This is a genomic window from uncultured Christiangramia sp. (genome assembly GCF_913046405.1).
In the GTDB taxonomy this organism is placed as follows: Bacteria; Bacteroidota; Bacteroidia; order Flavobacteriales; family Flavobacteriaceae; genus Christiangramia; species Christiangramia marina.
The window spans coordinates 21183-27182 of record NZ_CAJWRQ010000033.1 but is presented as its reverse complement, the minus strand read 5'-3'; the positions used below and the strand labels follow the sequence as shown (position 1 = coordinate 27182).

2 protein-coding genes are annotated in these 6000 nt (G+C 39.5%); one reads left to right on the top strand and one right to left on the bottom strand.

The genetic code is table 11. The features are described 5' to 3' along the window. Positions 1-3823 (top strand): ATP-binding cassette domain-containing protein (locus QZ620_RS06225; RefSeq protein WP_295180086.1); only part of this gene is annotated, 3823 nt, incomplete at its 5' end. A 75-nt stretch (positions 3824-3898) separates the two neighbouring features. Here QZ620_RS06225 and QZ620_RS06220 read toward each other — a convergent pair. Then, on the bottom strand, positions 3899-5743 hold the full coding sequence (locus tag QZ620_RS06220; protein ID WP_295180084.1) for a PLP-dependent transferase: 1845 nt from the start codon (positions 5741-5743) through the stop codon (positions 3899-3901). Positions 5744-6000 lie beyond the last annotated feature (257 nt).

The following is a 6000-nucleotide window of genomic DNA, read 5'->3' as shown; positions in this document are numbered from 1 at the left end:
ATCAACTAGTGGTCTAAAATGTTTTAAGAATAATGCTGTAAGTAATCTTACAAATTCTATTACAAACGATCCAATTATGCAGGATATTCTTAGAAGAGACCGAAATAAGAATATATTAAGGTTCGCCAGTTCCAGTATCTGTCCTGCATGCCATGGCGCCAGGATCAAGCCAGATCACCTGAAATTCAAGTGGCAAAACAGAAATTTTGCGGAATGGATGGATATACCCCTTTCAGAATTACATAAACTCTTAGGTAGCCTTGATCTCAAGGGTGGAGAAAAGGACCTTGTTAGCAAGATCCAGGTACAGCTTAATGATCTGGTACAGTTAGGAATGGGCGATTATTGTCTAAGTACGCCAAGCTCTAAGATTTCTTCTGGAGATGCACAACGTGTGAAGTTGATCAAACAGGTAAACAGCAATCTGCAGGGAATACTTTATATTTTTGATGAACCTTCCATTGGCCTGGCAGAAAATTATCAAAAGCATCTTCGTTATATTCTACAAAGATTGATCGCCAGGGGAAATACGGTCATGGTCGTGGAGCATGATCTTGACTTTATTCGCTCCGCCGACTGGATCATAGAATTAGGTCCTGAAGCTGGAAACAAAGGAGGAGAGATCATCTTCAACGGTCCAATAGATCAGTTTCTAAAATCTGAATCCATTCCCAGTCCTACTCTGGAGGAAATGAATGCTTCGGAAAAGGATTCTTCAGAAGTTTTAAGTAATTCCGTAGCTACAATAACTGCAGAAGAAGGCCAAATGACAGTTATTGGTCGGAAGAATGAAGCCATCGAAAAGAGGCTTCAGGAAATTTCAGAAGAAAGAGATCTGAAACTGGTTACTGTAAGTGATCAGCCCATTGGTAAAACTCCCCGTTCCAATCCAGCGACCTATACCGGCTTAGCCGATAAAATTCGCGATCTTCTGGCGAAATCTGATGATGCAAAGACTCGCAAATTAGGTAAAGGTTCGTTTTCATTTAATAATAAAGCAGGTAGATGTGAAGAATGTGAAGGTGCAGGGGTAATAAGTTTTTCCATGAATGTGATGGGAACGATCAACCAGGTTTGTCCTGTTTGTAAAGGTAAACGCTTTAAAAAGGAAGTGCTGGAAGTTAAATGGAATGGGAAGAACATTGCAGATATCTACAATCTAAGCATCCTGGAAGCAATCGATTTTTTCGCAGAAGACCGGAAAATATTGAATATTCTGAAACTGATGAAAGACCTCGGACTGGAATATTTAAAATTAGGACAACCTTCCAATACCTTATCTGGAGGAGAAGCCCAGCGAATCAAATTGACCAGGAATTTTGCCAAACCTTCCAGGGATAATATTTTAATACTTGAAGAACCCAGTATTGGACTGCATCAGCGTAATGTTCGACAATTAATTACTGCTTTGCATAAGCTAAAAGAACAAACAGCAGGTATCGTTTGTTTTGAAAACCATGAACTTTTCAAATTACAGGCAGACGCTTATTTCGATAATTCGCAATCTACTCTGGAATCTTCTAAACCAGAGTTAGTGAACCAGCAGACAGATAAGATCAGGATTAGGGGAGCGCGTACGCACTACTTGAAGGATCTTGATCTTGAATTGCAAAAGAATTGCTTGAGCGTGGTCACAGGTATCTCGGGATCTGGGAAATCTTCCCTGCTCATAGATACGGTGCATGCGTATGGGATGCAGGAGATGACGAGGCAATTTTCAGCATATCAACAGTCCAGGGTTGGGGTAAATTTTCAAATGGAAGTCGATCAAGTTGACGGATTAACTCCCACGATCTGTGTGACCCGAAAAGTGCCTAATTTTACAAACAGGTCGGATCTTGCCAAGCAAACAGGTATCGATAAACTTTTAAGATTTGCTTTTTCCCGTAAGGCTGAATTTGAGGGGGAAGAACTTTCAGCCAGTCATTTTTCCAATAATCACGAACTTGGTAAATGTAAGATCTGTGACGGGCTGGGTGAAGAACTGCTACCAGATGTTAAGAAGCTTGCACCCGACATTAATTTAAGTATTTCAGAAGGAGTTTTCGAACATAATAAGGCGCTTGCCTATTATGGGCAGAGAGACAGCCAATATATGGCAATACTCGAAAAAGTAGGGCAGGAACATGGTTTTGACCGCAATACTATGTTCAACCAATTTTCCGAAGAACAAAAGAGGATCATTTTCGAAGGAACCGGAGAAAAAGTTTGGGAAACCCAGTGGAAGTTCAGAACCAAAACCAGGGAAGGAACTCAGCAGATCAAAATGAAATGGGAAGGCCTGGATAATTACCTCAAACAGGAATATTATAAAACCCGAAAAAACAAATTCATTGAAAATTTAACCGCTCTGTTTACACCGGCTATTTGTAGCAATTGCTTCGGAAGTGGACTCAAACCGGAAAGATTGAAATTTGAGATTGGTGGCCTGTCTATTCGCGAGATCAAGAACCTTGATTTTTACGGGCTTGAACAGTGGATTCAGAATGCAAACACTTATCTGGAAATCGATCAGGAATTAGTTGAGAAGATTCAGCCATTTCTTAAAAATACTATACATAGGGCTACTCAGCTACATATAGATCACCTTCAGTTAAATCGAAAATCTCAAAGTTTATCTGGTGGGGAAAACCAACGGGTGGCTTTGATCACGCAGTTAAATAGTCCGTTAAAGGGTGTTACTTATCTGCTTGATGAACCTTCCGCAGGACTTTCAGGACATAATATTCCAGATCTTATAGCAATTCTAAAGGAATTGGTAGCCAAAGGAAATACTGTACTTGTCATAGAACATAATAAGGAGATCATAGAGGCTGCGACTGAGCTGATTGAAATTGGTCCAAAGGCTGGGAAAAATGGCGGACAAATTACTTTCCAGGGAACTCCAGAAGACTTTGTAAAGAAAGAAAGTACCCATGCCTATTTCAAAAGACAAGATGCCGGATTCGAGTTTACTTCTGAAAGTGAGCGCAAAATTGAAATAAAAGGAGTTTCGCGTTATACTTTGCAACGCAACTCTTTGGAAATTCCAGTTGGAGGGATCACCGCACTTAGCGGGAAAAGTGGGATTGGTAAGACAACATTGGTTAAGGACATCATTATCCCTTCTATTAGAAATCAAAAACCAGTTTATTGCGAGCAGATAGCATATCCTGAAAATTATAATAATGCACATTATTTTGAGGCAAAGAAATTAAGATCACATTCTGCCACCTTATTGGTTTCTTACCTGGATTTTCTAAAGGAAATTGGAAAGATCTTTGCTGAAAATTCGAAATTGAAACCTAAAGATTTCTCTTATAAAACGAAGACGAGTCAGTGTCCCGATTGTAAAGGCAAGGGCTACGTGGAAACGAGTCTTGATGTTACTGCGAATGCTATGGAAACCTGTGAATCCTGCCAGGGACAGCGGTACAAACCAGAAATTCTGGAATATAAGATTTATAACAAGAATATTGCTAAGGTCCTTAATCTGGATCTTCATGGCTTTAAAGTCTGGTTGATGCAACATGGTGAACTTGAGAAATTATGGGAGGCTCTGGAAAAACTTGAGGAAATAGGTCTTGGTCATTTAAACTTGGATCAGCCTATCCAAAGCCTGTCTTCAGGAGAGAAGCAGCGTCTATTGTTGCTGAACTGGCTTTTGCAAGGTAGTAAGGATGTACTGTATATACTTGATGAGCCTAGCACTGGCTTACATTATGAAGATATAGATTTGCTCCTAAAGATTCTGAAAGATCTAAGTATTGAAAATGATATTCTGGTGATCGACCATAACCCTTATTTACTGGAGAAAATTGGAATCGGTTTAGAGCTGAAGTAGCATTACTATCAAAACAAAAGATCCGGTATGAAGATTTAATTTCTTACCGGATCTTTAACTAAATAAGCTATAGCTTTATTTGATATCTTCTACGAACTGAGAAAATACTTTTTTATGCATCTCCAGGTCAAGGTCTGGTGAAACTGAAACCCGGGCGATATAATCCTTGTCATCTTCCTTTGTAGTACCCTGAGTGGAGGTCGCAGGTATCGTCCAGTAACATCCTTTTAACTGGCCGTAACTTACACAATACTTGCTTTCTTCAGGAATCCTGGTGATCATCATATTGATCAGTTTTTGGTTCAGGGACCTTTTATAAGATTCACGATCTGCAGCGGTTTCTCCTTTTGTAGGAAGGTCGAGAGAAAATACTGAAGGAGTAAAACCAGCAGCTGCTAACTCTTCAGAAACAAAATTGATCTTTGCTTCGGGAAGTTCAGATTTGATGAAATTTACAAATTCACGGGTATTCTTGTAGGCTTCTGTAATTCTTTGATTCATGGACGGTAATTGTTCCGCCAGAATTTCGACCTGCATAGAGGTTGCTTCATTATCACATACTTTCAAATGCATATCGATCTTATCCATCAATTCGGCAGCTTTTTGATTTGCCACAGCATAGCCGGCGGTACATTTTCCACCACTCGGGAATTTGGATCCGCTTACGTACGAAATTACTCTGATGCTGGATAGAATACCGTCTTCACCACAGAACTGTACATTCGGGCAAAAGGTTTGATCCAGAATAAATACAGGGTCTACAGCAACCTTACCATCTGCAGTCTTTCGGGTTTTCGCCAGAACTTCCTGTAGTTTTTCAAGTTCAGGAACTTCGACACGTGGATTTGTAGGGATTTCAGCAATAATCAAGGGCACGGCATTTTCATTTGCAGCCTGAGTCAGCACTTTATCGGTGCTTTGCACCATATCATTATCGCCATCTACTGGAAGATCCATGATCTCAACGTTTTCCATGCAGGCGGCAACACGACGAGCCTGATCATTAGTTCCTCCATAACAGTTTGGCGGTACAATAATTCGAATGCCTTTTCCTGGATGTTCGGCCATCGCGTCATCGATAAGCCCCATCATGATCGCGTACTGCATGGAAAGACCACAAGAACCTACTAGAACTTTGGAATTTGTCGCGGTGATCTTCTGAACTTCTTCGATCACTTTTTTAAGGTTGTCTTCATCTTTCGCCGTATTCTCTTCGGAAGAAATGCTTACAAGATTGTGTAGCAATTTATGAGTATCGGCCGGAGTCATCGAGATCGTTTCCCTTCTGCGTACGTGCTGAATTTCGGAAATATAAGAAGCGTTCTTTTTGCCATTTACAATAATAACACTACCAAGTTCCTGCTGAAGACTTAGTAGAAAATCTATATTCTGATCAATTTTCAGGTCTTTAAGATCTGCTTTGGAAGTGATATAAATGCTACTACCATCGAAATCTGGAAGTATTTCACCTTCATTGATCTGTAACGTCTCAAATTCATATCCATAGACACTTCGGAAAAGCTCAAAATTGAAATGTTCCGGAAGATTTTCAGAATAGATAATTCGGGTGCTTTTCTTCTCAAATAAATTCTTCCGCAGTACAGCTAACAGGGGAGTAGTTTGAGAGGAAAAACCAATAATATGATCAGATTTCAAAGCATTCAATTTACCCACGTACCATTCCAGAATAGAGGAAAGTGGATGCCCTAATCGTATATAATCATATGCGGTTGGTAGCTCAGCTAGTTTTTCAGCGCTATGATCATTGTTGGCGTATAATTCCTCAAACTTCTCCAGAAACTCTGTCTTAGCCAGATCTTCATTATATATATCCAGCCTGTGTGTGGTTAATTTTACCCAGTCTTCGGGAATGTTCGGGAGTATGTTTTGTATATATTTTGTCACTTTAGACTTTTCCATTACCTGTAATTTTAGATAGGCGGGAATATAGTTCAAATGACTTATTTTAAGAAAAATTACGATCGTAATTCTCTATGTGGATATTAGAAAGTCAAAAACACTTCAGGATAAAAATGAAAACTGTAGTAGTTTATTTGAGAAAGAAATAATGATTTTGGTTCTAAACCCTGGGAGTGAAAAAGTTAGAAAAGCGGCAACTGTAATTCAATTATAGTTTATGACCCTACTCATAAAATACAATTAGATGGTTACATCTT